Source organism: Micromonospora echinospora (assembly GCF_014203425.1).
Lineage (GTDB): Bacteria > Actinomycetota > Actinomycetes > Mycobacteriales > Micromonosporaceae > Micromonospora > Micromonospora echinospora_A.
In genome coordinates, this window is the sequence record NZ_JACHJC010000001.1 from 2,999,077 (window position 1) to 3,025,113 (window position 26,037).

The 26,037-nt window shown below is 74.2% G+C and carries 25 protein-coding genes and 1 pseudogene; 13 read left to right on the plus strand and 13 right to left on the minus strand.

The genetic code is table 11. The features are described 5' to 3' along the window. Positions 1–82: 82 nt before the first annotated feature. Complete coding sequence (locus tag FHU28_RS14155) at positions 83–229, plus strand: hypothetical protein (RefSeq protein WP_166456378.1); 147 nt, start codon at positions 83–85, stop codon at positions 227–229. A gap of 39 nt (positions 230–268) precedes the next feature. Beyond that, positions 269–1,009 carry an EcsC family protein gene (locus FHU28_RS14160; RefSeq protein WP_184684373.1) on the plus strand — a complete coding sequence of 247 codons (741 nt, stop codon included), beginning with the start codon at positions 269–271 and terminating at the stop codon, positions 1,007–1,009. A 47-nt stretch (positions 1,010–1,056) separates the two neighbouring features. Here FHU28_RS14160 and FHU28_RS14165 read toward each other — a convergent pair whose 3' ends face one another. Together FHU28_RS14165 and FHU28_RS14170 are read right to left on the minus strand one after the other, a co-directional pair. Then, a complete protein-coding gene (locus FHU28_RS14165) occupies positions 1,057–1,899 on the minus strand; it encodes a GDSL-type esterase/lipase family protein (protein WP_184684375.1) in 843 nt (280 codons plus the stop codon). Positions 1,900–1,999: 100 nt separating this feature from the next. Next, the gene (locus FHU28_RS14170) at positions 2,000–2,593 is read right to left on the minus strand and encodes an antibiotic biosynthesis monooxygenase (protein WP_184684376.1); all 594 of its coding nucleotides are present in this window, start codon (positions 2,591–2,593) and stop codon (positions 2,000–2,002) included. A 175-nt stretch (positions 2,594–2,768) separates the two neighbouring features. Here FHU28_RS14170 and FHU28_RS14175 point away from each other — a divergent pair, with 175 nt between their 5' ends. From FHU28_RS14175 to FHU28_RS14195, 5 genes are read left to right on the plus strand one after another with little or no spacing between them, the layout of a single operon-like run. Next, the gene (locus FHU28_RS14175) at positions 2,769–3,032 is read left to right on the plus strand and encodes a DUF6343 family protein (protein ID WP_091423875.1); all 264 of its coding nucleotides are present in this window, start codon (positions 2,769–2,771) and stop codon (positions 3,030–3,032) included. 12 nt (positions 3,033–3,044) lie between these two features. Then, complete coding sequence (locus FHU28_RS14180) at positions 3,045–4,457, plus strand: NADP-dependent succinic semialdehyde dehydrogenase (RefSeq protein ID WP_184684377.1); 1,413 nt, start codon at positions 3,045–3,047, stop codon at positions 4,455–4,457. 32 nt (positions 4,458–4,489) lie between these two features. Continuing rightward, the gene (locus tag FHU28_RS14185; RefSeq protein WP_274534151.1) at positions 4,490–5,464 is read left to right on the plus strand and encodes a TIGR03885 family FMN-dependent LLM class oxidoreductase; all 975 of its coding nucleotides are present in this window, start codon (positions 4,490–4,492) and stop codon (positions 5,462–5,464) included. A gap of 36 nt (positions 5,465–5,500) precedes the next feature. Then, positions 5,501–7,081: a Na+/H+ antiporter gene (locus tag FHU28_RS14190; RefSeq protein ID WP_184684378.1), complete on the plus strand. Its 1,581-nt coding sequence runs from the start codon at positions 5,501–5,503 to the stop codon at positions 7,079–7,081. Continuing rightward, positions 7,078–7,335: a UBP-type zinc finger domain-containing protein gene (locus FHU28_RS14195; RefSeq protein WP_184684379.1), complete on the plus strand. Its 258-nt coding sequence runs from the start codon at positions 7,078–7,080 to the stop codon at positions 7,333–7,335. Before FHU28_RS14190 ends, FHU28_RS14195 begins: the two co-directional genes overlap by 4 nt. Position 7,336: 1 nt before the next feature. On the opposite strand, the gene FHU28_RS14200 is transcribed toward FHU28_RS14195, so the two are convergent. From FHU28_RS14200 to FHU28_RS14210, 3 genes are all read right to left on the minus strand, one after another. Continuing rightward, positions 7,337–7,870, minus strand: a complete 534-nt coding sequence (locus FHU28_RS14200) for a GNAT family N-acetyltransferase (RefSeq protein WP_184684380.1) — start codon at positions 7,868–7,870, stop codon at positions 7,337–7,339. A gap of 23 nt (positions 7,871–7,893) precedes the next feature. Next, positions 7,894–9,159: an MFS transporter gene (locus FHU28_RS14205; protein ID WP_184684381.1), complete on the minus strand. Its 1,266-nt coding sequence runs from the start codon at positions 9,157–9,159 to the stop codon at positions 7,894–7,896. Positions 9,160–9,304: 145 nt separating this feature from the next. Next, positions 9,305–10,222, minus strand: a complete 918-nt coding sequence (locus FHU28_RS14210) for a hypothetical protein (RefSeq protein WP_311773586.1) — start codon at positions 10,220–10,222, stop codon at positions 9,305–9,307. 257 nt (positions 10,223–10,479) lie between these two features. Here FHU28_RS14210 and FHU28_RS14215 point away from each other — a divergent pair, with 257 nt between their 5' ends. Further along, positions 10,480–11,001 (plus strand): DinB family protein, encoded by a 522-nt coding sequence (locus tag FHU28_RS14215; RefSeq protein WP_184684383.1) that lies wholly within the window; start codon positions 10,480–10,482, stop codon positions 10,999–11,001. Between the two features lie 12 nt (positions 11,002–11,013). Here FHU28_RS14215 and FHU28_RS14220 read toward each other — a convergent pair whose 3' ends face one another. Together FHU28_RS14220 and FHU28_RS14225 are read right to left on the minus strand one after the other, a co-directional pair. Beyond that, entirely contained in the window at positions 11,014–11,334 is a 321-nt protein-coding gene (locus FHU28_RS14220) for a DMT family transporter (protein WP_184684385.1), read from the minus strand. A gap of 44 nt (positions 11,335–11,378) precedes the next feature. Next, positions 11,379–13,985, minus strand: a complete 2,607-nt coding sequence (locus FHU28_RS14225) for a glycoside hydrolase family 9 protein (protein ID WP_184684387.1) — start codon at positions 13,983–13,985, stop codon at positions 11,379–11,381. A 214-nt stretch (positions 13,986–14,199) separates the two neighbouring features. On the opposite strand from FHU28_RS14225, the gene FHU28_RS14230 reads away from it, so the two are divergent. Further along, positions 14,200–14,925, plus strand: coding sequence for a PP2C family protein-serine/threonine phosphatase (locus FHU28_RS14230; RefSeq protein WP_073827565.1), 726 nt, complete (start codon positions 14,200–14,202; stop codon positions 14,923–14,925). Between the two features lie 3 nt (positions 14,926–14,928). Here FHU28_RS14230 and hrpB read toward each other — a convergent pair whose 3' ends face one another. Beyond that, positions 14,929–17,508 (minus strand): ATP-dependent helicase HrpB, encoded by a 2,580-nt coding sequence (hrpB, locus tag FHU28_RS14235; protein WP_184684390.1) that lies wholly within the window; start codon positions 17,506–17,508, stop codon positions 14,929–14,931. Positions 17,509–17,639: 131 nt separating this feature from the next. Continuing rightward, on the minus strand, positions 17,640–18,461 hold the full coding sequence (locus FHU28_RS14240) for a SigB/SigF/SigG family RNA polymerase sigma factor (RefSeq protein WP_184684393.1): 822 nt from the start codon (positions 18,459–18,461) through the stop codon (positions 17,640–17,642). Positions 18,462–18,720: 259 nt separating this feature from the next. Between FHU28_RS14240 and FHU28_RS14245 the strand changes: the two genes are divergently transcribed. Further along, on the plus strand, positions 18,721–19,428 hold the full coding sequence (locus FHU28_RS14245) for a hypothetical protein (protein WP_311773587.1): 708 nt from the start codon (positions 18,721–18,723) through the stop codon (positions 19,426–19,428). On the opposite strand, the gene FHU28_RS14250 is transcribed toward FHU28_RS14245, so the two are convergent. After that, complete coding sequence (locus FHU28_RS14250) at positions 19,377–20,966, minus strand: phospholipase D family protein (RefSeq protein WP_184684395.1); 1,590 nt, start codon at positions 20,964–20,966, stop codon at positions 19,377–19,379. The two genes, FHU28_RS14245 and FHU28_RS14250, sit on opposite strands and share 52 nt — an antisense overlap. Before the next feature lie 140 nt (positions 20,967–21,106). Here FHU28_RS14250 and FHU28_RS32660 point away from each other — a divergent pair, with 140 nt between their 5' ends. Next, entirely contained in the window at positions 21,107–21,235 is a 129-nt protein-coding gene (locus tag FHU28_RS32660) for a hypothetical protein (protein WP_260412969.1), read from the plus strand. A 44-nt stretch (positions 21,236–21,279) separates the two neighbouring features. On the opposite strand, the gene FHU28_RS14255 is transcribed toward FHU28_RS32660, so the two are convergent. Both FHU28_RS14255 and FHU28_RS14260 read right to left on the minus strand, forming a co-directional pair. Beyond that, positions 21,280–22,266, minus strand: coding sequence for a pirin family protein (locus FHU28_RS14255; RefSeq protein ID WP_184684397.1), 987 nt, complete (start codon positions 22,264–22,266; stop codon positions 21,280–21,282). An 11-nt stretch (positions 22,267–22,277) separates the two neighbouring features. After that, entirely contained in the window at positions 22,278–22,760 is a 483-nt protein-coding gene (locus FHU28_RS14260; RefSeq protein WP_184684400.1) for a MarR family winged helix-turn-helix transcriptional regulator, read from the minus strand. A 103-nt stretch (positions 22,761–22,863) separates the two neighbouring features. Between FHU28_RS14260 and FHU28_RS14265 the strand changes: the two are divergent. Then, a pseudogene (locus FHU28_RS14265) lies at positions 22,864–23,396 on the plus strand (DUF1684 domain-containing protein). 53 nt (positions 23,397–23,449) lie between these two features. Here FHU28_RS14265 and FHU28_RS14270 read toward each other — a convergent pair. Beyond that, positions 23,450–24,037, minus strand: a complete 588-nt coding sequence (locus tag FHU28_RS14270; protein ID WP_184684403.1) for a general stress protein — start codon at positions 24,035–24,037, stop codon at positions 23,450–23,452. Positions 24,038–24,148: 111 nt separating this feature from the next. On the opposite strand from FHU28_RS14270, the gene FHU28_RS14275 reads away from it, so the two are divergent. Then, positions 24,149–25,975: a glycoside hydrolase family 15 protein gene (locus FHU28_RS14275; protein ID WP_184684404.1), complete on the plus strand. Its 1,827-nt coding sequence runs from the start codon at positions 24,149–24,151 to the stop codon at positions 25,973–25,975. Positions 25,976–26,037: the final 62 nt, after the last annotated feature.

The window sequence follows — 26,037 nt, forward strand, 5'->3', positions numbered from 1 at the left end:
TGGTTGCCGAAGCGGCGATTCGGGTATCAAGGGCTTGCCGGTCCCAGGTACACATGAAGGGGACCGCGGGACGGAGGACACCATGTCGCTGATGCAACGGATCACCGCCTTCCTGCGGTCGCCGCGGGGCCAGCAGTTGGTCGACCGCGGCCGGCGTGAGATGTCCAAGCCGGAGAACCAGGCCCGGCTGCGGCAGATCGCGACCCGGCTGCAGTCGCGCCGGCGCTGACCCGCGTCACCCCCGCCGCACGAGCCTCCGGAGCCCTTCGTGACCGACCCCGCCCCCGTCGGGGAGCCCGACGCCGTCCCCGCAGCTCCCGTCCCGCCGGTGGAGGTGCCCGAGGGGCCTCCGGCCAAGCTCTGGGACCGGATGCGTGAGGACCCGCAGTACGCACCGGAGCACCTGGCCCTGGAGGCGGTACGCCGGCTCGGGCCGGAGGCCGCACAGTGGGCCGCCCGGGAGCGTGCCCTGCGGCCGGACGCCCCGCCCGAGCAACTGGCCGACCAGGCGGTCCGCAAGTTCGTCAACCACGCGAGGCTCTCCGGCGCTGTGTCCGGCGCGGCCGGGCTGCCCGGCGCGGTGATCGACGTGGGCGTGCTGGCCTGGACCCAGGCCCGGCTGGTGCTGCACGTCGCGGCCGCGTACGGCGCCGACCCGACGCACGTCGACCGGGCCACCGACCTGCTGGTGCTCCAGCGCGTGCACAAGGCCGCCCAGACCGCCCGCCTGGCGCTCGGGGTGGCCGCCGGCCGCGAGCGGGCCGGCGCGTTGTTCGGCTCCGCCGCCGACCGGGCGCTGGGCCGGGTGATGCTCCAGCTCGGCGTCCGGCTGGCCCGGATGGCCGGGCTGCGTGCCGCCAAGCGGATGTTCGCCAAGGTCGTGCCGGGCGCCGCGATCGTGCTCGGCACCTGGGCCAACTCGTCGGCCACGAAGGAGCTGGCCGACCGTACGCGCGCCCTCTACCGGGCCGGCGGTCCCCGGCCGCTTCCCGGTCCGCGCCAGCCCTGACCAGCATTGCGCCGGCCGCTCCACCCGGGGCGGCCGACGCCGGCCGGTCAGCTCGCCCAGCCGGAGGCGTTCCAGGCCACCTCGGCCAGCCGGCCCTGCCCGGCCGCGTTCGGGTGGAACCAGTCCAGCGCGTTCACCTGGTCCAGGGTGAAGCGGTGGCGGTGCACCGCGCCACCGTCCCAGCGGCAGCGTGATCCGTACGCCCGGCAGGCGGCACGGAGCTGGCCGTCGTACGCCTCGATCCGGTCCTGGACGCGGGCCCGGCGGGCCGCCGCGGCGGGCGCGGTCGACGTGGCGTCGGCCAGCAGCGCCGGGCAGACGCCACGCGACCAGGCCCGCACGGCGCGGGGCTCGGTGTGGCCGATCTGCCAGAGCCGGTACAGGTCCGGGATGCTGACCACCAGCACCCGGGCCTTCGGCCGGCCCTCGCGCAGCACCGCGAGCGCCGCGTCGACCTGATCCCGGAAGGTCGCGACGGCGGTCATGTCGTCGACGTCGCCCCGGCAGGCGTCGTTCGCCCCGATCAGCACGGTTACCAGGTCTGCCTTGTCGCGTACCGCCGACCGGGCCTGGTCGGCCAGCCCGGCCGCGCGGGCGCCGGGCACCGCCCGGTTGTACGCCCGCAGCCCCGGCGCGTCGGCGCGCAGCCGCCGGTAGAGGCTCTCCACCCGCAGGCCGTCCCCGGTCGACCAGGAGTTGCGCTCGCAGCTCACCAGCACCAGGCAGGAGCCGTAGCCGGTGCTCACCGAGTCGCCGAGCGCGACCAGCGCCCGGGGCTCGCCGGGCCGGGGCGTGCCGGACGGCCGGGGCGACGCCTCGCCGGAGCCGTCACAGGCCAGCGCGACGAGCGCCGCCAGGCAGGCCAGCGCGGCGATCCAGCGTCGAGGCATCGGTTCCCCCGTCCGGCGGCGGCAACGGGCGCGTCCACCCTATGCCCCGGCGGGGCCCCGGAAGCGGTTCTGTCGGCTATCGGGCATCGACCACTGTCGTTCACATCTGTCGGGTCGGCGCAGGCCGGCCGTGCAGCCACCGGTGCAGCGCGCGGGTGATCCGGGGCAGTACCAGGTAGGTCATCAGCGGGGTGAGCACGAGCGTCATCAGCAGCGTCCGCCCGGCCAGCGGCACGTCGGCGAGGAACCGGGTGGTCAGCAGCGTGGCGGCCAGGCTGAGCGGGAAGAACGCCAGCCAGATCGTGACCGCCTGCTTCCAGCGCGGCGGCGCGGCCGGCTCCGGCTCGCCGAACGTCTCGACCACGTGGTCCACCGGCGGGGCGAACCAGCCCTCGATGCCGGTGCGCCGCTCCACCCGGGTGTGCTCGACGATGCCCTGCGCCGAGCTGAGCCACCAGCGCCGCTGCGGCGAGTCCTCCCAGCCGCGCAGCGTGTCCGCGTCGGCGAAGCGGTACATCACGTGCCACTCGCCGGAACCGGGGGCGCTGCGGACGAAACCGGCGCCGAGGAAGCCCGGGAAGCTCTCCGCGAGCGCCGTCCCGGCCCGCATCCACGCCACCACCTCGTCGGTACGCGCGGGGTCGGCGCGCCGGGACACGGCGACGGTCACGGGTACGGCCTGCGTCGTGGTCATGCCATCCTCTCCACCGGCCCGCGGGATCTCCGCCGGAACCGGCACCCCGAAGTAACGCACCCGCCCGCCGGCCGCATCCGGCGACCGCCCGCCGGGTGTCCCGCATCACCGGTACGGCCCGGGCCGTACCGGTAGCGGCCGGTTAGCCCCGCCCGTGCCGGGGTAGGCCCCAGGAATGACCCGATCACAACCCCGGCGCGCCCGTGGCACGGTCGGCCACGCGAACAGCGCCCTGAACCTGCGGCTCGTGCTGGCGACGTTCGGTCTGGTCGTGATGACCGTCTTCGCGGTGCTCGCGTTCGCCGCCGACATCGCCTGGCTGGGCGTGGTCTGCGCGCTCCTCGCCGTCGTGGCGGTGGTCGACCTGGTCGTGATCCAGCGCCGCCGCGCCGCGCGCCGCCGGGAGGAGCCGGGCGTACGGCACTCGCTGTTCGAGTGACAGGAGGACGACATGCCCATCGCCACCACCAATCCCGCCACCGGACAGGTGCTCAAGACGTACGAGGCGATGTCGGACGAGCAGATCGACGCCGCCATCGAGCGGGCTGACCTGGCCTTCCGGCAGTTGCGTGAGACCACCGTCGCGCAGCGGGCCCGCTGGCTCACCGCCGCGGCCGACCGGCTCGACGCCGAGCGCGACGAGACGGCCCGGCTGATGACCACCGAGATGGGCAAGACGTACGCGGCCGCCAAGGCGGAGGTCACCAAGTGCGCCACCGCCTGCCGCTTCTACGCCGACAACGCACCAGGGATGCTCGCCGACGAGCCGGCCGACGCCGCCGCGGTCAAGGCGAAGCGGGCGTACGTGCGCTACCAGCCGATCGGCCCGGTGCTCGCGGTGATGCCGTGGAACTTCCCGCTGTGGCAGGTGATGCGCTTCGCCGCGCCGGCCCTGATGGCCGGTAACACCGGCCTGCTCAAGCACGCCTCGAACGTGCCGCAGACCGCGCTCTACCTGGAGGACCTGTTCCGCCGGGCCGGCTTCCCCGAGGGCGCGTTCACCACGCTGCTGGTCGGCTCCGACGCGGTCGACCGGATCCTCAGCGACCCGCGCGTACGCGCCGCCACGCTCACCGGCAGCGAGCCGGCCGGCCGGTCCATCGCCCAGATCGCCGGCCGGGAGATCAAGAAGACGGTGCTGGAGCTGGGCGGCAGCGACCCGTTCGTGGTGATGCCCTCAGCCGACCTGGACACCGCGGCCGAGGTGGCCACCACCGCCCGCTGCCAGAACAACGGCCAGTCCTGCATCGCCGCGAAGCGGTTCATCGTGCACACCGACGTCTTCGACGCGTTCGCCGAGAAGTTCGCCGCCCGGATGGCGGCGCTGCGCGTCGGCGACCCGATGGACGACGGCACCGACGTCGGCCCGCTGGCCAGCGAGCGCGGACGCGACGAGGTGCACGCCCAGGTCACCGACGCGGTGGACCAGGGCGCGACGGTGCTCTGCGGCGGCGAGAAGCCGTCCGGCGACGGCTGGTACTACCCGCCGACTGTGGTCACCGACCTGCGCCCGGAGATGCGCATGTGGAGCGAGGAGGTGTTCGGGCCGGTCGCCGGGCTCTTCCGGGTCGGCTCGTACTCCGAGGCGATCGAGGTCGCCAACGGCACCAGCTTCGGCCTCGGCTCCAACGCCTGGACCAACGACCCGGCCGAGCAGGAGCGCTTCGCCGTCGACCTGGACGCCGGCAACGTGTTCATCAACGGGATGACCACCTCGTACCCGGAGCTGCCGTTCGGCGGCGTGAAGAACTCCGGGTACGGCCGCGAGTTGTCCGCCGCCGGCATGCGCGAGTTCTGCAACACCAAGACCGTGTGGGTCGGCGAGGGCGAGGCGGGCGCGGGCGCCGGCGCGCACTCCGAGTAGATGCGATTGGCCGGACGCCGTCACGGGTAGGAGTGGCGAGCATGACGGCGTTCGGCTTCCACGCATCCCACGAGCAGATCCATCCGGCCCGGCTGCTGGAGGCGGTGATCCACGCCGAGCGCGCCGGCTTCGACGCGGCCATGTGCTCCGACCACTTCTCGCCGTGGAGCGAGCGGCAGGGCCACTCCGGTTTCGCCTGGTCCTGGCTCGGGTCCGCGCTCCAGGCCACGAACCTGTCCTTCGGCGTGGTGAACGCGCCCGGCCAGCGCTACCACCCGGCGATCATCGCGCAGGCCATCGGCACGCTCGGCGCCATGTACCCGGGACGGTTCTGGGCCGCGCTGGGCAGCGGTGAGGCGGCCAACGAGCACATCACCGGCGAGGTGTGGCCGCGCAAGGACGTCCGCAACGCCCGCCTGCGCGAGTGCGTCGACGTGATCCGGGCGCTGCTGGCCGGCGAGGAGGTCAGCCACGACGGCCTGGTCACTGTGGACCGGGCGAAGCTGTGGACCCGGCCGGAGGAGCCGCCCGCACTGGTCGGCGCAGCGGTCAGCGTCGCCACCGCGCGGTGGTGCGCCGAGTGGGCGGACGGGCTGATCACCGTCAACGCGCCGGTCGAGCACCTGCGCCGGATGATCGACGCCTACCGGGACGCGGGCGGGCGCGGTCCGCTGCACCTGCAGGTGCACGTCAGCTGGGCGCCCGAGCAGGAGCAGGCCGAGGCGATCGCGTACGACCAGTGGCGCAGCAACGTCTTCGCCCCGCCGGTCTGCTGGGACCTGGACACCCCCGAGCACTTCGACGTGGTCAGCGCCGACGTGCCGATGTCCAAGGTCGCCGAGACCGTGAACGTCTCCGCCGACCTGGGCCGGCACATCGGCTGGCTGGAGGAGTACGTGGCGCTGGGCTTCGACCAGATCGCGCTGCACCACGTCGGGCAGGAGCAGCGCGCGTTCATCGACACGTTCGGCGCGGAGGTGCTGCCGAAGCTGCGCTCCGCCGCCTGATCACACATCGACGCCGCGGGCATAAGCTCGACGCTCGTGGATGCTCTGTTCGAGGTAGTGGTCTTCCTGGCCATCGCCACCTTCGGCGCGGCGCTGGCCCGCAAGCTCGGCCTGCTCGCGCCGATCCTGCTCGTGGTGCTCGGTCTCGCGCTGTCCTTCCTGCCGTTCTTCCCGCACGTCCGGCTGGACCCGGACCTGGTGCTGGTGGGCATCCTGCCGCCGCTGCTGTACGTGGCGGCGGTGGAGACGTCGGTGCCGGCGTTCCGGCTCAACCTGCGGCCGATCCTGCTGCTCGCGGTCGGGCTGGTCATCTTCACCGCGTTCGTGGTGGGCACCGTCGTGCACTGGTTCCTGCCCCACCTGCCGTACGCGATCTGCCTGGCCCTCGGCGCTGTGGTGGCGCCGCCGGACGCGGTCGCCGCCACCGCGGTGGCCCGCCGGGTCGGCCTGCCCCGGCGGATCGTCACCATCCTGGAGGGCGAGAGCCTGGTGAACGACGCCACCGCGCTGGTGCTGCTGCGGGTCGCGATCGTCGCGGCTACCGCCACCAGCGGCGGCGTCGGCGTCGGCGACGTGGCCCGGGAGGTGGTGGTCGCGGCCGGCGGCGGCATCCTGGTCGGCCTGCTCGGCGTGGTGGTCTTCGGCTACCTGCACAAACGCGCCACCGACCCGGTGCTGGACAACGCGCTGTCGCTGATCGTGCCGTTCGCCGTGGTCTTCGCCGCCGAGGAGATCCACGCCTCGGGGGTGGTCGCGGTGGTGGTGACAGGCCTCGGCATCGGGCACAAGCTGCCCACGCTCATGTCGGCCGCCTCCCGCCTGCAGGTGACCGCGTTCTGGCGGCTGATCCGGTTCCTGCTCGAAGGACTGGTGTTCCTGCTGGTGGGCCTGCAACTGCCGGAGGTGGTGCGCGACCTGGAGGAGCCGTTCGGCTCGCTCGTCGCGATCACCGCGGCGGTGCTGGCGGCCGTCTTCCTGGCCCGGTTCGTCTGGGTCTTCCCAGCGACCTACCTGGGCCGGCTCGTGCCCCGGATCCGTCACCGTGACGCGGCGCCGCCGGTGCAGTACCCGATCGTCATCGGCTGGGCCGGCATGCGGGGCGTGGTGACGCTGGCCGCCGCGCTGGGCCTGCCGCTGACTCTCGCCGACGACGCGCCGTACCCGCGCGCGCTGCTGATCTGGCTGGCGTTCGCGGTGATCGTGGCGACCCTGGTCGGGCAGGGCGCCACGCTGCCGTGGCTGGCCCGGCGGCTGCGGCTGCCCCAGGACGACCCGGTGCAGGACGCGCTGTCCGCCGCCGGGGTGCAGCAGCGGGCCAGCCGGGCGGCCCGGGAACGCCTCGACGAACTGGCCGGGACCGCGCCGGAGGCCGTCGTGGAACGCCTGCGCGGGCTGGTCACCTCCCGCGCCAACCTGGCCTGGGAACGGCTCGGCGGCACCGAACGGGAAACCCCCTCCCAGGCGTACGCGCGCCTGCGGCAGGAGATGATCGACGCCGAGCGGGAGGTGTTCCGGGCCGCCCGTGACTCCGGCCAGATCCCGGAGGAGGTGCTCACCCGCGCCTATCGTGACCTGGATCTGGAGGAGTCACTGCTGCGACAGGAGGTCGTCGAATGAGTTGCCAGCACCTGGCCGGGGCGGGCACGGCCGAGCCCGGCACCACCACCGAGTGCCCGGACTGCGTGGCCATCGGCAACCCGGACTGGGTGCACCTGCGCGCCTGCCTGACCTGCGGGCACGTGGGCTGCTGCGACTCCTCGCCGTACCAGCACGCCACGAAGCACTTCGAGGCCACCGGGCACCCGGTGATGCGGTCGGTCCAGCCGGGGGAGTCGTGGCGCTGGTGCTTCGTGGACGAGGAGATCGGCTGACTCAGCCGATCCGGCGCTCCAGCACCTGCCCGGTCCACGGCTCCCGGCCGGTCCGCTCCACGATGAACGTTTCGGTGGCAGTGAACCCGCAGCTCTCGTAGAACCGCACGAGCGCCCGGTCCGGGCTGCGGAAGCAGTCCACCCGCAGCAGGCCGACGCCGCGCTCGCGGGCCCGCTCCGCCGCGTACTCCAGCAGCCGCGCACCGACCCCACGCCCCGCGTACGCCCGGTCGGTGACCAGCAGGTTCACGTACAGCTCCGGTTCGGTGGCCGGCGGCACGTAGTCCGTCGCCGCGCCCACCACCAGCGCGCCCACCACCGTCGCGTCGATCTCGGCGAGGTACAGACCGTCCCCGGCCGCCCACGCGTCGGCCTGGGCGATGCGGCGCGGGTCGATCGACGCCGGCTCGGCGCCCCACTGGTCGGTGCGCCCGCGCTCGGCCAGCCAGGCGGTGGCGCTGTCGAGCAGCCGGAGCAGGGTGGGCGCGTCGCCGGGTCCACCGGGGCGGATGGTGAGGGAGGACTGGTCGGTCATCCCGCCATGCTGCTACACCGCGCTCAGCCGGGCACGCCGGCGGGTCGCGCCTGCGGCGCCGGCCGGTTCGCCACCGCGCGGCGGGTCAGCGCCGGGGCGGTCAGCCCGACGGCGGCGAAGATCCCGCCGAGCACCAGCCAGCCGGCCGGACCGCCGCCGAGCACCAGCAGCGTGAGCAGGCCACGGCCGAGCGCCTGGGCCGACCCGGCCAGCAGGCCGTCCGCACCCTGGTACGCCCCGATCGCCCCGGGCGGGGCCAGGTCGTAGGCGAGCCCCGCACCGGCCGCGCCGTGCCACAGGTCGCCCACCGTCCACACCGCGGTGGCGACGAGCAGCAGCACGACCGCCGGGAGCACCGGCAGGACGCCGGTCACGGCGTACAGGGGTGTCGCCGCCGCGAGCACCAGCCCGGCCCGGCGCAGCTTCCGGGCGGCCGGCGCGGCTCGCTCCGCGCCCCGGCTCAGCCGGACCGCGAGCAGCACGGTGAGCACCGTGTTTGCGAGCAGCACCGCCGACACCACGGGTGGCGGCGCGCCGGCCCGCTCCACCGTCCACAGCGGCACGACGAGCACGAGCACCGTCACGTGCGTGCTCAGCACCGCCGACGCGCCGCTGACCGCGAGGAACCATCCGTCCCGCAGCGCCCCGCCACGCCGTCGTGGCCCGCCGCGCCACAGCGCGCCCGGCGTGGGTCGCGCGCCGTCGGCGGCCGGCTGCGGTGGCAGGCGCAGCAGCAGCGCCGCCGAGAGCAGGTAGCTGGCCGCGTTGCCCACGACGAGCACCTGGTAGGCCCGGTGCGTGTCCACCGCGAGCGCGATCCCGGCGAGCGCGGTGCCGACGCTGATGCCCAGGTTCGCCACCGCGCGCAGCGTGGCGAAGGCGTGCACCCGGCCGTCCGGGCCGCCCACCGCCCCGACGAGCGCCGCCCGCACCGCCAGGTTGCCGGCCGCGAGCAGCGCCTCCGGCACCGCCACCGCCAGGAACGCCGGAAACGAGCCGACCAGCAGGTACGCCAGCGCGGCGACCGCCTGCCCCACCTGGAGGACGGCCCGGAGCGTACGCGGATCCCACCTGTCGGCCAGCGCGCCCAGCGGCACGCTCGCGGTCAGCCCGACCAGCCCGGCGACTGTGAGCCCGGCGCCCACCGAGGTGGCGGAGACGCCCACGTCCCGGGTCAGGTAGAGCGCCCCGCCGGCCAGCCACAGCCCAGCGCCGACGCTGTTGACCAGCGTGGCGTAGGCCAGCGTGCGCAGCGGCCCGGGCGGTGGGAGCGGCGAGACGCGCCCCATCAGCAGGGTCCGGCGAGGGCCATGCGATCGACGCTAGATGTGGGCCGGCTGTAGCGGTGCCCCGCAACCGGCGACGCCCGTCACAACCCCGGGCTGGGCCGGGAGAAGCATGTCGCTCGCGGGCGGCCTCCCGTCACGGGATGCCTCAGGGAGCCGCCACCTCGACGAGGCGCTCCGTCGCGAGGCAGGAGATGAGGCAGCGCTCCTTGGCGTCGCCGAGCAGCCGTGCGGTCCAGTCGGTGAAACCGCCGTCACCGATCTCCCATCCACCGTCGCGGACCGTGACCCGCAGCGCCGCACCTCGGTAGTAGCCGCGACCGCGTTGCCGCTCGGGCTCGTCATGCAGGGGAACCGGGCCGTCACCGAGCATCGGACGGACCGTGTCGGCGAGCCGGTCGCTGACGATCTCGTCCAGGGCCGTGACGTGCAGCCGAGGTGTTGCCGCCGGAACCAGGTCGGCCAGCACCGCACGCCAGAAGGCGAGATGCCGGACGAGCATCCGAGCCTCGGTGCGTCCCGACCCGGTGTCCCGTGCGGTGGAGACGAGCGCGCAGAGCCGGAAATGGGCCGAGGCGCCAGGCCCGAAGTCCTGTGCCCGCAGCACCCTGTGCATCGCGGCCAGGTGCACCTCATCGGCCTGCCTGCGGCGCACCGCAGCTTCCACCGCCAGAGCGTTCGTCGGGTCGCTGACCACCTCCGCGCCGCGCATCGTGGAGACGATGCGGTGCTGGCTGACCGGTGCGACGGTGGTGCAGGTGCCGAGTGGCGCCACCGGTGACAACTCCACCCCGGCCACGTCCGGCGGCAACAACGACCAGATCCGCCCCTCCACCCGGGACAGCGCACGGGGGTCGGCCACGGACGGCCGGACGAACCGGTCCTCATTCCAGCGCCGCAGCACCTGCGCCGGCCGGACGGCCCCGGCGCGGTCACGGGCGACGCCGAGAAGCAGGGTTCGCAGGTCCGCCGACGGGAGCGCCGCGAGCGCGTCGCGGCTACCGGCCGGCATTGCCGCCCACTCCCGACGTTCCGCGTCGCCGCCCACGAGGTCACGGTCGCGCACGTGCCTGTGCGAGTCCACCGGATTCTCGGCAAGCCGGGTGACGGGGCGGCACCGGAGCGACGCTCGGTCCGGCCTGGCTGCGCCAACGCGGCCGGCAGCTCTCGCGGGAAGGATGAGCTTCCGAGCGTTATGCCTCTCAGTCATAAATATGACTGAGAGGCATAACGCCCGAGGGGCAACTCTTCTGTTCCGAGGCGACACGCCGGGAGGGCGGTTAACCGGTCGACCGGGGGCGGGGGCCGTGCCACGATCGCGCGATGCCTGCCTCCGTGACCGGCGTGCTGCGCTGGCAGTTCGACCTGACCTGGGCGCTCGCCGAGTACCACCTCGACCGGCTGGAGCCGGCGGACTTCCTCTGGGAGCCGGCCGTGCTGTGCTGGACCATGCGTCCCGGCCCGGGCGGCGGGTGGCGTCCCGACTGGGCGGACAGCGAGCCGGACCCGGTTCCGGCGCCCACCATCGCTTGGCTGACCTGGCACGTCGGCTGGTGGTGGTCGGTCGCGACCGACCACGTGCGGCAGCGCCCGGCGCGGGAACGCGACGACATTCGCTGGCCCGGGCCGGGCGCGGAGACGGTCGCCTGGCTGCGGGAGCTGCGGGAGCAGTGGACGGACGCGCTGGACGGTCTGACCGCGGCCGATCTGGACCGGCCGTCCGCGTACCCCTGGCCGGCCGACGCGGGGCTCACCGTCGCGCACCTGGCCGCGTGGGTGAACGCCGAGCTGATGAAGAACGTGGCCGAGATCGGGCAGCTGCGGCTGCTGCGCGCGGCGGGCTGAGCCGGGCGACGCTCAGTGGGCGCCGCCGAGGTTGAGCACCACCACCCCGGCGATGACCAGTCCCGCGCCGACCACCTTCGCCACGCTCAGCGGCTCGCCCAGGAACGCCGCGCCGATCGCCATGATGGCGGCGGTGCCGAGGCCGGACCAGATCGCGTACGCGACGCCGACCGGGATGTCCTTCACGGCCAGCGAGAGCAGCCCGAACGCGGACAGGTACGCCACCGCCAGGCCGAGCGTCGGCCAGAGCCGGGTGAACCCGTCGGTCGCCTTGAGCAGGCTGGTGCCGATCACCTCGGCGGTGATCGCGCCGAGCAGGAAGAGGTACGCCATCGCAGGACCGTACCCGGTCCTGCGATGGCGTCCGGTCAGCTCGGTCAGGAGACCGTGCAGGCCTTTCCGTTCACTGTGACCAGCCCCGGATCCGGGTTGGGGAAGCGGGAAGCGGTGCCGTTGAAGCCGAACGTGGTGGACGCGCCCGGCGCCAGTTTCGCGTTCCAGGACAGGTTCTTCGCGGTGACCGTGGCACCGCTCTGGCCGACCTGCGCCGACCACGACTGGCTCACCTTCTGGTCGCCGAGGAACGCCCACCGCAGGCTCCACCCGTTCACCGCCGACGTGCCGGTGTTGCGCACCGTCACCTGGGTGGTGAAGCCGGACGGCCAGCTCCCGTGGGTGGTGTAGGTGACCGCGCAGGACGGCGCCGGCACCGCGCCGGCCTCACCCTGGTCGGCCAGGAACGACGCGAGCCAGGCCAGCGCCGAGTTCCAGTTGATCGCCACCTCGTTCGTCGCGTACGAGTTGATGTCGTCGACGAAGCAGAACATCGGCGCGCATCCGGCGAGCAGGTTCGCCGCGAACGGGTCCTGCAGGGCGGCGTTCGGGCCGCCGGCGAGCGAGCCGGCCGGCGGTCGCGGCAGGTCCGGGTTCAGCTGGTGGCCGAAGATCCGGCTGTGCTGGTTGCGGGCGTGCTGCTCGCCCCACCCGGTCACGTACGACATGTTCAGCGCGTTGCGGCCGAACAGGTAGTCGGCGGCCTGCACCGCGCCGTCGCGGTACTTCGCGTCCCGGCTCAGGTCGAACGCGGTGGCCAGCACGATCGCGTTGTTCACCAGGTTGCTGTTGCTGCCCCAGACGTACGCGTCGGCGCTGCCCGGGAACGGCAGCCCGTACGCCTGGCCGGCGATCGTGGCCAGGTAGCTGTCGGCGGCGGCGGTGATCGACTCGCGGATGCGGGTCTTCTCCGCCGCGGGCAGCGTGTTCGGCACGGTGGCCAGGTCCAGGCGGCCCAGCGCGGCGACGCTCTGCCAGCCGAACGCGCCGTTCGGGGCGAACACGTCGGCGGTGTGCAGCGGCGAGCCGGTGACGTCGGCCAGGTACGCCTTGTCGCCGGTGGTCAGCCACAGCTCGGCCGCGGCCCAGTAGAACTCGTCGCTGACGTTGGTGTCGTCGTACGCGCCGCCGCCGGTGCTGTCGCTGGCCGGGGCGTAGATCGCCGGGTTCGCCTTGGCCGCCGCGTACGCGGTCTTCGCGGCGGTGCCGCAGCGCGCGGCGAAGGCGGCGTCGTACGGGGCGTACAGCCGCTGGCACTGCGCCGCGACGGCGGCCAGGTTCAGCGTGGCGGCGGTGGACGGCGCGTGCAGCTCACGCGGCTGCGGGTCGTCCTGGGGCGAGAGCGGCAGGCCGGTCCAGTTCCGGTCGTGGATCTTGTGGTGGACCATCCCGGCCAGCGGCTTGCCGGCCGGCACCTGCATGCGCAGCAGGAACTCCAGCTCCCAGCGGGCCTCGTCGAGCACGTCCGGCACGTCGTTGCCGCGCTCGGGCAGCCGCAGCGTGGAGTCGCCCAGGGCGGCGCCGCCGTCGGCGGTCTCGGCCGTCTTGGTCCGCTCGAAGGTGCTCAGGAGCTGGTAGGCGGCGATGCCGCCGTTGACGACGTACTTGCCGTGGTCGCCCGCGTCGTACCAGCCGCCGCGCACGTCCAGCGAGTAGTCGCAGACGCCGGCCTGGCACGGCACGTCGGTGTCGCCCTGGTTCGGCGCGACGCCGAGGTGGCCGGCCGGGCGGGCGTACTCCTCGCCGATCAGGTCGCCGTCGATCTCGATACCGCTGCGCTGGGCGTAGAAGAACTGCAGCGAGTCGGCGCGCAGCCGGTCGTAGAGCGCGCCGGAGATGTCGAACGGGTGGCTGGTCTCACCGTCGACGGTGAGCGTGTAGCCGGTACCCGGCGTGCGGTACGCGGAGAAGTCGACGGTCTGCACGTTCTGCGCCGAGGCGGCGTCGGTGCCGCGCGGCGTGGTCTGCCCGCTGGCGACCACCGCGCCGCTGCCCGACTTCAACTGCCACGGCAGCGCTTCGGTGGCCTCGGTGACCACAGTCGCGTGCTTCGGCCCGCCGGGCAGGTAGCCGACCTGGTTGACCCGGACCCGGGGCCCGGTGTCCGGCTCGTACGGCGGCGCCGGCTCCCCGCCACGCAGCGACACGTTGTCCAGGCAGAACGTCTGCGCCTCGGCGCTGCCGCCGACCTGGAAGATCAGCTGGGCGGTGGGGTTCTCGGCCGGGGAGGTGAACGTGGTGGTGACGCGCTTCGCGGTGCCGGCGGCGGTCGCGTCGACGCTCGCGTACGTGGTGTAGGGGGCGCTGCCGAGCTGGAGCACCGCCTTGACGGCCGCGCCGGGGGTGGCGGAGACGTCGAAGGACAGCTCGTACTCGGCGCCCTCCGTCAGCGGCACCGCGTCCTGGCCGATGCCGGCGTCCCAGGGGTTGGCGGTGCCCGCCGCGACTGTGGTGCAGAGCCGGCCGTCGACGACCGCGAGGTCGCCCGTGCCGTAGGAGAACCAGGGGGAGACACCGGCGCTGAAGTCGCCGTTACGGAGTTGTTCGGGGGCGTCCGGCGGCACCTCGGCAAGGGCCGGGCCGGCGGAGAGGCCGGTGAGCGCCAGCGTGGTGGCCGCGAGCGCGGCGAGCCGACGACGGGATCGGGTCACGGAGGTTCCTTCCGTGCTCGGGGGTGGTGGGGGACCACGGGAGCTGGGAGCGCTCCCAATATCAGGGCGATGTTTCCACCGCGTTCCGTCGCTGTCAATCGATCTGGCCCGATGCTCGGCCGAACGCCCGCTCGCGGAGGGATCAGGCGCGCCACGTACGATGTCGGTGATCTCCTACAGACAACCGAGCCCTCGACCTGGCAGGCTGCGACCCATGACCCTGAAGCTTCGTTCCGTCGGAGCGAGCGACCGTGGGCTGATTCGTAGCGGCAACCAGGACGCGCAGCACGCGGGCCCCTGGCTGGTCGCGGTCGCCGACGGCATGGGCGGCATGGCGGCCGGCGACCTGGCCAGCCGCATCGCGATCGACGCGATCGCCCCGCTGGACGTGGAGACGCCGGAGGACGCGCTCGTCGCCGCGCTCCAGGGCGCGATCGAGCTGGCCACCGCGCGGATCCGCCAGGCGGTGGAGGAGGACCCGGAGCGTCAGGGCATGGGGACCACGCTCACCGCGCTGCTGTTCGCCCGTACCGGCAGCTGCCTGGCGCTGGCGCACGTCGGCGACTCCCGCGCCTACCTGTTCCGCGAGGGCGTGCTCAAGCAGGTCACCCGCGACGACACGTTCGTGCAGATGCTCGTCGACCAGGGCGTGATCACCGCCGAGCAGGCCAGCAGCCATCCGCGGCGGGCGGTGGTCACCCAGGCGTTGCAGGGCGACCAGGTCTCCCCGTCGTACGCGACGATGGTGCCCCGCGCCGGTGACCGCTGGCTGCTGTGCAGCGACGGCCTCTCCAACGTGGTCCGCGCGGACACGCTCACCGAGGTGCTCAACGAACAGCTGGAGCGGGACGCCTGCGCGGCCCGGCTGATCGACCTGGCGCTGCGGGCCGGTGGCCCGGACAACATCACAGTCGTGATCGCCGACGTCGTCGAGGAGTAGCCGTCACCGTCGACGCGGAGCGGCCCGACGGGTCGGCTCGGCAGTGGTCGGGTCCTCCGGCCACGGGTGGCGCGGGTAGCGGCCACGCAGCTCCGCCCGTACCTGCGGATAGCCGGTTCGCCAGAACGACGCCAGGTCGGCGGTGACCGCCACCGGCCGCCCGGCGGGGGAGAGCAGGTGCAGCAGCACCGGCACCCGCCCGTCGGCGATCCGCGGCACGTCCCGCCAGCCGAACGTCTCCTGGAGCTTCACCGCCAGCACCGGCGCGGCCGGATCGGCGTAGTCGACACGCACCCGCGACCCGCTCGGCACCGCGAGCCGTTCCGGGGCCAGCTCGTCCAGCCGGGCGGCCTGCCGCCAGTCCAGCAACCGGCGCAGCGCCGCCGCCACGTCCACCCGGCCCAGGTCGGCCCGGCGGCGGGCGCGGACCAGCTCCGGCCCGAGCCAGTCAGGCGCGCGGTCGAGCAGCGCCGCGTCGGAGACGTCCGGCCAGTCCTCGCCGAGCGCGTGGCGGCAGAACGCCATCCGGCGACGCAGCCCGGTCGCCTCCGGCGTCCAGCGCAGCAGTCCCGGCCCTTCCTGCCGCAGCCCGTCCAGCAGCGCCGCCGCGACCAGGTCCGGCGCCGGCGCGGTCAGTTGCCGCTCGACCAGCTCGATCGCGCCGAGCCGGACCACCTCCCGGGCCACCACGTCCCCGCCGGCCCAGGCCACCTCGCGCCCGGAGCGCAGCAGCGCCGCCCCGGCCTCCCGGGCGGTCGCCTCGTCGATCGGCGCGGCCAGCCGCACCCGGGCGGCCGGCGCGCCGGGGGAGCGGTCGGCCACCGCGACGGCCAGCCACGCCGACCCGGCCAGCCCGGACCCGGGCGCCAGCTCCGCTGCGGTTCCGCCGGCCATCAGGTACGCGGACCCGCCCGGCCGCCGCACCCGGGCCAGCCGTTCCGGGTACGCCAGCCCGGCGAGCAGCCCCGCGGCCAGATCGTCGGGCAGACGCTCCCGCCGGTCTCCCGCCGGCTGCCCGCTGGCGCCACGGTGCGGCGCCGGGTCGGTGGGCGTGCCGGTGGGGCGTCGGTCGGCGGGGGCGGTGGGCAGGGCGGCACGCAGCCGGCGTACCTCGGCGCGCCAGCGTGCGGTGGCGGCCGGGTCGGCGCCGGAGCGCAGGCGGCGCCAGCGGGCCGGCAGGTCGTCCCCCGGCCCGCCCAGCGTGTCGTCGGAGAGCACCGCCACCACCTCGGCGGCCCGGTCCGCGTCGACCCGGAGCGCACCGTCCAGCAGGGCCCGCGCCAGCCGGGGATGGGTGCCTGCCGCCGCGACCGCCCGGCCCCGCGCGGTGATCCGGCCGTCGTCGTCCACCGCGCCGAGCGTGCGCAGGGTCTCCCTTGCCACGGCCAGCGCGGCCGGTGGCGGCGGATCGGGCAGCGCCAGACCGGCGCCGTCCGGCGTGCCCCACGCCGCCAGCTCCAGCGCGAACCCGGTCAGGTCGGCGGTGGCGATCTCCGGCTCGGGTTGCGGGGCGAGCCGCTCGTGTGTCGCCTGCGACCAGCAGCGGTAGACCGCGCCCGGCGCCTCCCGTCCGGCCCGGCCGGCCCGCTGGGTGGCCGCCGCCCGGGACACCGGCACCGTGACCAGCGCGCCCAGCCCTCGGGCCAGGTCGGTGCGGGGTACGCGGCTCAGGCCGGCGTCGACCACCACCCGCACGCCCGGCACGGTCAGGCTGCTCTCCGCCACTGCGGTCGCCAGCACCACGCGCCGTCCGGCGGCCGGTGTCAGGGCCGCGTCCTGGGCGGCGGCGGGCAGCCGGCCGTGCAGCGGCAGGACGGCGACGTGCTCACGCAGGTCGGCCAGCCGCCCCGCGACCGCGGCGATCTCGCCCGCCCCGGGCAGGAAGACCAGCACGTCGCCGTCGCGTTCGCGCAGCGCCCGGCGGACCGTGGCGGCCACGTGGTCCAGCAGCGCCGGATCGACCCGGCCGCCGCCGGGCGGCGTCACCGGGCGCGGCGGCGGCGCCCACACCCGATCGACCGGGTGCAGGGCGGCCTCGGCGCGCACCACTGGCGCGGGGTCGCCGGAGCCGAGCAGCGCGGCGAACCGGTCCGCCTGCGGGGTGGCCGACATGGCCAGCAGCCAGAGGTCCGGGCGCAGCGTGCCGCGCGCCTCGACGCTGAACGCCAGCGCCAGGTCGGCGTCGAGCTGCCGCTCGTGGCACTCGTCGAGCAGCACTGCGTCCACGCCGGGCAGCTCCGGGTCGTGGTGCAGCCGCCGCACCAGCAGGCCGGTGGTGACCACCTCGATCCGGGTACGTGGCCCGGACCGCCGCTCGCCGCGCACCGCGTAGCCGATCCGGTCGCCGACCCGCTCGCCGAGCAGCCCGGCCATCCGGTGCGCGGCGGCGCGGGCGGCGACCCGCCGGGGCTGGGCGATCACCACCCGTCCGGCGACGGCGTCGGCGACCGCGAGCGGCGCGGTAGTGGTCTTGCCGGTGCCCGGCGGCGCCACCAGCACGGCGGCGCCCCGGGCGCGCAGCGCCTCGACGAGCGCCGGCAGCACCGGCCGGACCGGCAGGTCGAGGGTGACGTCGGCGAGCACGGACCCACTCTCGCACCGCGCCGCCGGACGGTCCGCGCTGCCCCCGGAACACGGAACGGCCCGGCCGGCGCACCGCCGACCGGGCCGGGTTGACCGCGACGCCGGGCCCGCCGCCCGGCCGCCGCCACCCCCTAGTACGTTCCGTCGAGCTGCCCGCGCAGCTTGGTCAGGGCCCGGGCCAGCAGCCGGGACACGTGCATCTGCGAGACGCCGATCTGCTCGGCGATCTGCGACTGGGTCAGGTTGCCGTAGAAGCGCAGCGTGAGGATCTTCTGCTCGCGCTGGTCGAGCGTGGCCAGCGCCGGGCCGAGGGCCACCCGCATCTCGGCCAGCTCGAACTCGCCGTCCTCGCCGCCGAGCAGGTCGCCGAGCTCGGTGGCGCGCTCGCCGTCGCCGGTCGGGGTGGACAGCGACACCGCGTTGTACGCGCGGGCGCCCTCCAGGCCCTCCAGCACCTCTTCCTCGGTGAGCTTGAGGTGGGCGGCGATGTCGGCGACCGTCGGCGAGCGGCCGAGCGTCTGCAGCAGCGTGTTGTTGGCGTCGGAGATGGCCAGGCGCAGCTCCTGCAGCCGGCGGGGGACGCGGATGTCCCAGGTGCGGTCGCGGAAGTGGCGCTTCAGCTCGCCGATGATGGTGGGGATCGCGTAGCCGGCGAAGTCGACGCCGCGCGACGGGTCGAACTTGTCGATCGCCTTGATCAAGCCGATCGCGGCGGTCTGCGCCAGGTCGTCGTTCGGCTCGCCGCGGCCGCTGTAGCGGTGGGCCAGGTGGTTCGCCAGCGGCAGCCAGGCCTCGATGGCGCGGTCGCGCAGCGCGGGCCGCGACGGGTGGTCGGCCGGCAGCGCCGCCATCGCGTCGAGCAGGTCGGCGGCGCTGTCGGTGAGCGAGCGGGGGTCGAGCTTCGCGGAGCCGGCCGGCGCGGTCGCCGGGGCGCTGATCGTGGGAGCGGTCATGGGTGGTCCTCCCTGCACCTCGTCCACGGAAGAAAAAAGACGTGACGCTTAGGTTTAGGTGACGGTAGTACGTTCGGAAGCCACCATAGCCCGATCGTGCTGCGGAAATCTAGCCGAAAGTACGATGTACTTAAGGTGTAAGTGGCCATGAAAGGCGTGAGCCGGTTGATATCGCGCTCGGCAGGGCGGCGCGCCGCAGTGACCGGTCGGCCCCGGTCCTACCCCGACCGGTCAACGCGGAATCCGACAGGTGGGCGAAGTGTCGCCTTTCTGTCGTTGTCCCGCCGACGGGACCGCCCGTACCGTCCGTAGCGACACGCTGGTTCCGGCCGGGCTGCGCCCGCACCCGCAGCGACAGGTCTTCGTCAACCAGTACGTGGTCGACGACGAGACGCAGACCTCCGGCTTCGGCGCGTACTCACTCACCTACATCGGTGTCTCGCTCGCGGACATGGACCCGCCCGACGGCGGGACGCCCGGGGGCTGGTGGACGCACTACCTCGCCTCCAGCGAACGGGTCCGGCAGTACGCCGCCGCGCGCGGCGCGCCGGCCGTCGAGGGGCAGACCCGGGTGGACGTGCGGGGCGACCGGCTCACCTCCGAGACCCGGGCCGCGGACGGCACGCCGCTGATCCGGGTCACCGCCCGGGTCGGGCACACCGGCACCGAGGCGCACAACGGCCACCACCGCTACCTCACCCGCGGCGACGGCGAGCTGATCGTGACCGACTACCCGTACGTGGCCGAGCCGGTGTCACCGTTCGAGGTCGAGTCGGTGGAGTTCCCGGCGCCGCAGCACCCGGTCCACGCGCTGCGGCCGGCCAACCCGCTGCAGGTGTGCTGGGGCTTCTACTCGCCGCGCGTGTCGTTCGCGTACCCGGCCCGCCCGAACGTGCCCGACGAGGTGACCGGCCTTCACCAGGTGCCGGCCCGCCGGGCCCGCAGCGGCCTGCCGTCCGGGTCGTAGACCAGCCGGTACGCCGGCAGCGCCCAGAGCCGCGTACGCCAGGGCAGCCGCTCCGGGCGGTGCGGCCGCAACCGGCCCGGCGGACGGGGACCGACCCGGCCACCGGCGTGCCAGCGGTCCAGTTCCTCCGCCGCCGCGGCGACAGCCGTCACCGCGTCCGCCGGGTCGATCAGGTCGTCGTCCTGCGCGCCGCCGGGATCGCGGTCCAGGTGCTCGCGCCACAACCGCAGCCGCAGGTCGCGGGCGAACACCCGGGCGCCGTCGCCCAACCCGGCCGGGTCGGCCGGCACCCGCTCGTCCCGGGTGTCGTCGAGCACCGCGCAGGACAGCTCGCTGTCGTGCGTCCAGGACCGGCGGTTGAAGTTGTCGCTGCCCACGCTGGCCCACACGTCGTCCACCACGCAGACCTTCGCGTGCACGTAGACGGGCGTGCCGTCGTGGTTCTCCACGTCGAACACGTACACCCGCTCCGGCGCGGCCCGGCGGCACAGCGACAGCGCCTGCTCCCGGCCCACCATGTTCGGCGGCAGCGCGAGCCGGCCGTCCACGTCCGGGTGCCGGGGCACGACCGCCACCAGGTGCAGGTCCTGGTGCTCGTGCAGCGCCTGCGCGAACAGCTCGGCCACCTCTGTCGACCAGAGGTACTGGTCCTCCAGGTAGATCAGCCGCCGCGCCCGGCGTACCGCCTTGGTGTAGCCGCGGGCCACGGTTCGCTCGCCGTCCGGGGCGAACGAGTAGCGGGGCCGCACCGCCGGGTAGGTGCGCAGCACCTGCACGTGGTGCGGCCCGCAGGGCGGCGGGTCGGCGGGCTGCTCGGGCAGCGGGTCCGGGCGCAGGTCCGAGCCGCGCATCCGGTCCCGCAGGTACGCCATCGGGTTCTCCGAGTCCAGCGGCATCGGGTCGGTCCACCGCTCCCGGAACGTCGTGTCGAGCGCGCCGACCACCGGCCCGCGCACCGCGAGCTGCACGTCGTGCCAGGGCGGCGTGGGGCCGTACCGGGGGGACATGCCGATCGGCTGCGGGTCGCCGGCGTGCCCGGCGTCGTCGCGGCGGCTGTGGCACAGGTCGATGCCGCCGGCGAACGCGATGTCGCGGCTCGGGTCGCCGGGCCGGCGCAGCACCACGAGCTTCTGGTGGTGCGAGCCGCCACGCCGGACCCGCTGGTCGAGCAGCACCTCGCCGCCGGCCGCGCGGATCGCCTCGCTGAGGTCGCGGTTCTCCGACTCGCTGTAGGAGAGCGTGTCGAGGTGGGAACGCCAGACCAGGCCCTTGACGATCACGCCGCGCTGGGCGGCCCGGGCGAACAACTGCGCCACAGTCGGGCCGTCCGGGCGCATCAGCTCGTCCGGGTCGCCACGCCAGTCGGTGAAGAACAGGTGGTCGCCCGCCGACAGCGCCTCCACCTCGCTGACCAGGCGGTCGAAGTACGGGGCACCGTGAATCAGCGGCTCGGCGAGGTTTCCATCGGTCCAGACGGGTAATTCAGAGCCCGGGTTGGCGCGTTCCTGTGCGGTGAGGAACCAGTCCCGCAGAGTCACGTTCCACCCCCCGAGGTCGACGACGTCCTCACACGGTAGGACCCCCGGCAGGGCCCCGCACGTCGAGCAGCAGGTCGGCGTCGGTGCGCGCGTCAGGGGTGCGCCGGACCCCTGGACCGCGAAACCGAGGAGGCACCGACATGCCCGTCGAGACGACGAACACCGTGACCGACGACCGCGACCAGGCGGTGGAGGGGGAGCGGGGTGCGCTGGTGGCGGTCCTGTTGATGGTGATCCTCGGGGTGGCCGGGATCTTCGCCGTCTCCTGAGACCGCGGCCGGGCGCCCCGGCGAACCGGGGCGCCCGTGGCAGGTCAGGGCCGGTCGCCCTGGCCGTCGCTGTGCGGTACCCGCCCGGTCGGGATCACCCCGAGCCGGCCGGCCTGGAAGTCCTCGACCGCCTGGATCAGCTCGGCGCGGGTGTTCATCACGAACGGGCCGTAGTGCGCCACCGGCTCGCGGATCGGCTGGCCGCCCATCAGGTAGAGCTCCAGCGCCGGGGCGTTGGAGTCCTGCGTCGGGTCGGCGGTGATCCGCAGCGCCTCGCCGGGCCCGTGCACGGCGAGCTGGCCGAGGTGGATCGGCCGCCGGTCGGTGCCGACGGTGCCGCGGCCGGCCAGCACGTACACCAGCGCGTTGAAGTCCGACCGCCACGGCAGGTTCAGCTCGGCGCCGGGCTGCAACGTGACGTGCGCGATGGTGATCGGCGTGTGCGTCGAGCCCGGGCCCTGGTGCCCGGCGACCTCGCCGGCGATGACCCGGATCAGGCCGCCGCCGTCGGGTGTGGTCAGCAACGCCGACTCCCGGCCGCGGATGTCCTGGTAGCGGGGCGCGCTCATCTTCGCCACCCGGGGCAAGTTGACCCAGAGCTGAAGGCCGTGGAACAGCCCGCCGCTCATCACCAGGTGCTCCGGCGGCGCCTCGATGTGCAACAGGCCACTACCTGCTGTCATCCACTGGGTGTCGCCGTCGGTGATGGTGCCGCCGCCACCGGTCGAGTCCTGGTGGTCCATGATCCCGTCGATCATGTAGGTCACCGTCTCGAAGCCGCGGTGCGGGTGCCAGGAGGTGCCCTTCGGCTCGCCCGGCGCGTAGTCGACCTCGCCCATCTGGTCGAGGTGGATGAACGGGTCCAGCTCGGTCATCGGCACGCCGGCGAAGGCCCGGCGGACCGGGAAGCCCTCGCCCTCGTACCCGCTGGGGGCGGTGGTGACCCGGCGGACCGAGCGGTATTCGGTGGCCTCCCCGAGCTTCGGCAGGCGGGGCAGGACGAGGACGTCGTCGACGGTGATCGCGGGCATCGCGGGGCTCCTTACTTGTCGGCCGGGGTGGACGACGCGGTGCGGTCGGCGCGCAGGCGCCGGCCGAGCCGCTCGAAGACCCGGGTGAGGCAGGCGACCTCGGCGTCGTCGAGGTCGTCGATCAGGTGGGCGCGCACGGAGCGCAGGTGGTGCGGCGCGGCCTCGCGCAGGGCGAGCAGGCCGGCCGCCGTGAGTACGGCTTCGCTGCCGCGCCGGTCCGCCGGACACGCCTCCTTCGCCACCAGGCCGCGCTTCTGCATCGTGGTGACCTGGTAGGTCAGCCGGCTCGGCGAGAACACCAGCCGGTCGGCCAGCTCACCCATGCGCAGCCGCTGGCCGGGCGCCTCGGAGAGCAGCACCAGCACGTGGTAGTCGGCGAAGCTCAGGTCGCTGTCGGCGCGCAGGTCGTCCTCGAGCCGGGTGAACAGCCGCTGGCTCGACTCGATGTACGCGCGCCAGCAGGCCATCCGCTCCGCGTCCATGCTCTCCGTCATGGCTCCGAGAGTAGCACTATTTAAAATTTAAACAAGCGCCCCTGCCGTGTGTGGTGCAGGTCGCTCGCGGGCCTTCCTTGAAAACTGAATATAGGGTCGGGGGATGGACGATCTCGACCTGCTCGACTGGCGGGAGCGGGTGGAGCTGTTCCGCACCCACCCCAGCAGCCCGGTGCCGCCCGCCGACCGGCCCGGCTTCACCGGGCTGCGGTGGTACCCGCCCGACCCGGCAGCCGTGGTCGAGGCGCCACTGCGGCCCGCCTCCGGTGAGCTGCGCATCGACACCGGCGGCCCGGACGGCGTGGTCGCGTACCGGCGGGTGGCAGTTGCCGAGACGCCGTGGGGACCGCTGACGCTCTGGTGGATCGAGGCGTACGGGGGCGGGCTGTTCCTGCCCCTGCGCGACGGCACCTGCGGCGACGGCTCGTACGGCGGGGGCCGGTACCTCACCGACACGGTGAAGGGCACGTTCGGCCGCGGCCTGACCGTGCTGCCCGGTGACCGGGTACGCCTGGACGCGCCAACTACCTCTACAACCCCAGCTGCGCCTACGACGACAGGTGGGCCTGCCCGCTGGCCCCGCCGGAGAACCGGGTGGACGTGCCGCTGCGCGCCGGTGAGCGGGCGTACCACTGACGCGGTGAGGGAGGACCCCGGCGGGGCCCTCCCTCGATGTCGCGTACCGCCGGTCAGCGGGCGGTGGCGCCGGTCGGTGTCAGGTGCATCCGGCTGAGCAGCTGCTGGGCCTGGCCGGCCAGGTCCGCGTCCACTGTGACCGCGTACTGGGCGGCCCGCAGCGAACTGGCGGACGTGAAGTCACGCTGACCGCCGCTCATCGCGTGCGCGACAGCGCCGAACACGGCGCCCCAGATCGCGCCGATCACCAGCCCGACCAGGATCACCGCCAGCCAGTTCCCGGCGGTGAAGATGCCGAAGAGCAACCCGATGAACAAACCGAACCAGGCACCGGTGCCGGCCCCGAGCAGGGCCGCCCGGCCCGTCGTGAGCCGTCCCATCACGGTCTCCACGAGCGTGAGGTCCGTACCGACGATCGAGGTACGTTCCACCGGGAACCGGTTGTCGGCCAGATAGTCCACCACGCGCTGGGCGGACGGATAGTCCGGGTACGAGCCGATTGTGACGGTCGCCGAACCGGCCTGCGGTCCGTGCCCGTCCCCGCTCGGCGGCGTCGGGCGACCGCCCGGGCCGGACGGGAGGTTGTCGCTGCCCGGCATTCCGGGTTGCCAGGCCGCGGTCGGAGTCGAGGGTCTGGTCATGAGCATCCTCCTTCGTCAACTCGCCGCGTTCCCGCCCGCGGCGAGCGGTAACGCGGCGACCGCCACCGATGCGGCCAGGCATGGCGGCACCCGTGCCGGGTAGGCACAGTCGTGCGGACCGGACGGATCAGCGAGCAAGGCTTCCTCGCCGACGGGCGCAGCGCGGCGCTTGTCGACCGGGAGGGCGCCGTCAACTGGTGGTGCCCGGCCCGCTTCGACTCGCCGTCGGTGTTCGGGCGGCTCCTCGACTCCGACGCCGGGCACTGGAGCATCCGCCCCGAGGGCGAGGCCACCAGCACGCGCTCGTACCTGGACGACACGCTCGTGCTGCGTACCGTCTTCGCCACCGGGACCGGCACGGTGGCCGTCACCGACGCGTTGGCGCTGGAGCCCGGCGCGCGCGGGCACGAGATCGGGTTGCGCTCGCCGCGGGTGCTCGCCCGGGTGGTGGAGGGGCTCACCGGCGAGGTGCCGATGCGCGTCGACTACGCGCCGCGCTTCGAGTACGGCCGCGTCGGCGCCTACCTCACCGAACGCGACGGCGTGGTGGGCGCCACCGCCGGGGCGTGTCACCTGGAGTTGCGCTGCGACGTCCCGCTGAGCTTCGACGGCGGGACCGCCGTCGGGCGGTTCACCGCCCGCGCCGGCAGCAGGCACCGCTTCACCCTCGGGTACGCCCCGACGTACGACGGCGCCGCCCCGGCGCTGCCCGACGCCGCCGACGTGGTGGCCGAGACGGTGGCGGGCTGGCGCTCCTGGTCCGCCCTGCACGACTACCAGGGCGAGTTCCGCGACGAGGTGCGGCGCAGCGCGCTCGCCGTGCAGGGCATGACGTACGGGCCCAGCGGCGCTGTCGTCGCGGCGGCCACCGCCTCGCTGCCGGAGAAGCCCGGCGGTGACCGCAACTACGACTACCGCTTCGTCTGGCTGCGCGACTTCAGCCTCACCCTCCAGGCGCTCTGGCGGGCCGCCTGCCCGGACGAGGCGGACCGGCAGTTCACCTGGGTGGCGCGGGCGATGGGGCGGATCGGCGACGAGCCGGTGCCGATCATGTACGGGGTCGAGGGTGAGCGGGACCTGACCGAGCACGACCTCGACCACCTCGCCGGGTACGCCGGCAGCCGGCCGGTGGTCGTCGGCAACAACGCCTGGCGGCAGCGGCAGAACGACGTGCTGGGCGAGGTGCTCGACGCGGCCTGGCTGCTGCGCTACTACCTCGATCCGATGTCCCCCGAGGTGCGTGACCTGCTGCGGACGCTCGCCGACCAGGCGGTGCGCGGCTGGCACCTGCCCGACTCCGGGATGTGGGAGGGGCGCGGCCCGGAGCGGCACTACGTCTCCTCCAAGGTGGAGTGCTGGACCGCGCTGGACCGGGCGGTCCGGTTCGGCTCCCGCATCGGCGAGCCGGCCGACGTGGCCCGTTGGGCGGCAGCCCGCGACGAGGTCCGGGCGGCGGTACTCACCCAGGGCTGGAACGAGCGGGTCGGCGCGTACACCGGGGTCTTCGGCTCCGACGAACTGGATGCCTCGGTGCTGGTCATGCCGCTCGTCGGCTTCCTGCCCGCGAGCGATCCGCGGATGCGGGCCACGATGGACGTCATCGAGCGCCGGCTGTCCCGGGGCGGGCTGCTGCGCCGCTGGGACGGCGACCCGGCCGGGTTCGTGATCTGCTCGTTCTGGTTGGCCGCCTGCCTGGCCGAAGCGGGCGAGCTGGACCGGGCCCGGCGGCTGTTCGGGCAAGTGGCCGCTCGCACCAACGACCTCGGGCTCTACGCCGAGCAGATCGACCAGGACACCGGCGAGCAGGTCGGCAACTTCCCGCAGGCGTACTCGCACATCGGCCTGATCATCGCCGCCGGCCACATCACCGACGCCGCCGCCCGCGCCGAGGCATCCCGCGCCGCCGCCCCCACCGCCGCCTCTCCGCGCCGATCATGAAGTTGACGGCGTAGTCGATCTCCCTGAGTGCCGCCAACCTCATGATCGACACGGGAAAAGAG

What these genes read in the sequence shown, in the direction of transcription:
- FHU28_RS14230 (WP_073827565.1), top strand. Translation starts at nt 14,200, where the DNA reads ATGACCCTGAAGCTTCGTTCCGTCGGAGCGAGCGACCGTGGGCTGATT.
- FHU28_RS14180 (WP_184684377.1), top strand. Translation starts at nt 3,045, where the DNA reads ATGCCCATCGCCACCACCAATCCCGCCACCGGACAGGTGCTCAAGACG.
- FHU28_RS14255 (WP_184684397.1), bottom strand. Translation starts at nt 22,266, where the DNA reads ATGCCCGCGATCACCGTCGACGACGTCCTCGTCCTGCCCCGCCTGCCG.
- FHU28_RS14165 (WP_184684375.1), bottom strand. Translation starts at nt 1,899, where the DNA reads ATGCCTCGACGCTGGATCGCCGCGCTGGCCTGCCTGGCGGCGCTCGTC.
- FHU28_RS14195 (WP_184684379.1), top strand. Translation starts at nt 7,078, where the DNA reads ATGAGTTGCCAGCACCTGGCCGGGGCGGGCACGGCCGAGCCCGGCACC.
- FHU28_RS14240 (WP_184684393.1), bottom strand. Translation starts at nt 18,461, where the DNA reads ATGACCGCTCCCACGATCAGCGCCCCGGCGACCGCGCCGGCCGGCTCC.
- FHU28_RS14205 (WP_184684381.1), bottom strand. Translation starts at nt 9,159, where the DNA reads ATGGGGCGCGTCTCGCCGCTCCCACCGCCCGGGCCGCTGCGCACGCTG.
- FHU28_RS14155 (WP_166456378.1), top strand. Translation starts at nt 83, where the DNA reads ATGTCGCTGATGCAACGGATCACCGCCTTCCTGCGGTCGCCGCGGGGC.
- FHU28_RS14215 (WP_184684383.1), top strand. Translation starts at nt 10,480, where the DNA reads ATGCCTGCCTCCGTGACCGGCGTGCTGCGCTGGCAGTTCGACCTGACC.
- FHU28_RS14220 (WP_184684385.1), bottom strand. Translation starts at nt 11,334, where the DNA reads ATGGCGTACCTCTTCCTGCTCGGCGCGATCACCGCCGAGGTGATCGGC.
- FHU28_RS32660 (WP_260412969.1), top strand. Translation starts at nt 21,107, where the DNA reads ATGCCCGTCGAGACGACGAACACCGTGACCGACGACCGCGACCAGGCG.
- FHU28_RS14260 (WP_184684400.1), bottom strand. Translation starts at nt 22,760, where the DNA reads ATGACGGAGAGCATGGACGCGGAGCGGATGGCCTGCTGGCGCGCGTAC.
- FHU28_RS14270 (WP_184684403.1), bottom strand. Translation starts at nt 24,037, where the DNA reads ATGACCAGACCCTCGACTCCGACCGCGGCCTGGCAACCCGGAATGCCG.
- FHU28_RS14175 (WP_091423875.1), top strand. Translation starts at nt 2,769, where the DNA reads ATGACCCGATCACAACCCCGGCGCGCCCGTGGCACGGTCGGCCACGCG.
- FHU28_RS14200 (WP_184684380.1), bottom strand. Translation starts at nt 7,870, where the DNA reads ATGACCGACCAGTCCTCCCTCACCATCCGCCCCGGTGGACCCGGCGAC.
- FHU28_RS14170 (WP_184684376.1), bottom strand. Translation starts at nt 2,593, where the DNA reads ATGACCACGACGCAGGCCGTACCCGTGACCGTCGCCGTGTCCCGGCGC.